Genomic DNA, 253 nt, shown 5'->3' on the forward strand with positions numbered 1-253 from the left:
GATGTGGCGGGCGCCGATTCCGAGCGCCCTCGCCACCACCTGCTGCTGGCCGTCGAGGGACGTGCTCGTCAGGTCGAAGTGCATCTGGTTCTGGCCCGACTTCTCTTCCCGGGTCGGGAGGAACCGGATCCGGAACCCGGTGTCGTCGTTCGGCAGGAGAGTGGGCACGCCGTGGGAGTCGTCGACCGCCTCCCGGCCCAGGACGCCGGCCCAGAAGCGCGCGAGGCGGAGGGGATCGTGCGCATCGAAGCAG

1 protein-coding gene is annotated in these 253 nt (G+C 70.4%); it reads right to left on the reverse strand.

What is annotated here, in order from left to right:
* Positions 1-253, reverse strand: a 253-nt coding sequence (locus J0695_RS41800) for a VOC family protein (protein ID WP_277990123.1), incomplete at both ends; no start/stop codon positions are given.

The organism is Streptomyces beijiangensis (assembly GCF_017315755.1).
GTDB lineage: Bacteria > Actinomycetota > Actinomycetes > Streptomycetales > Streptomycetaceae > Streptomyces > Streptomyces beijiangensis.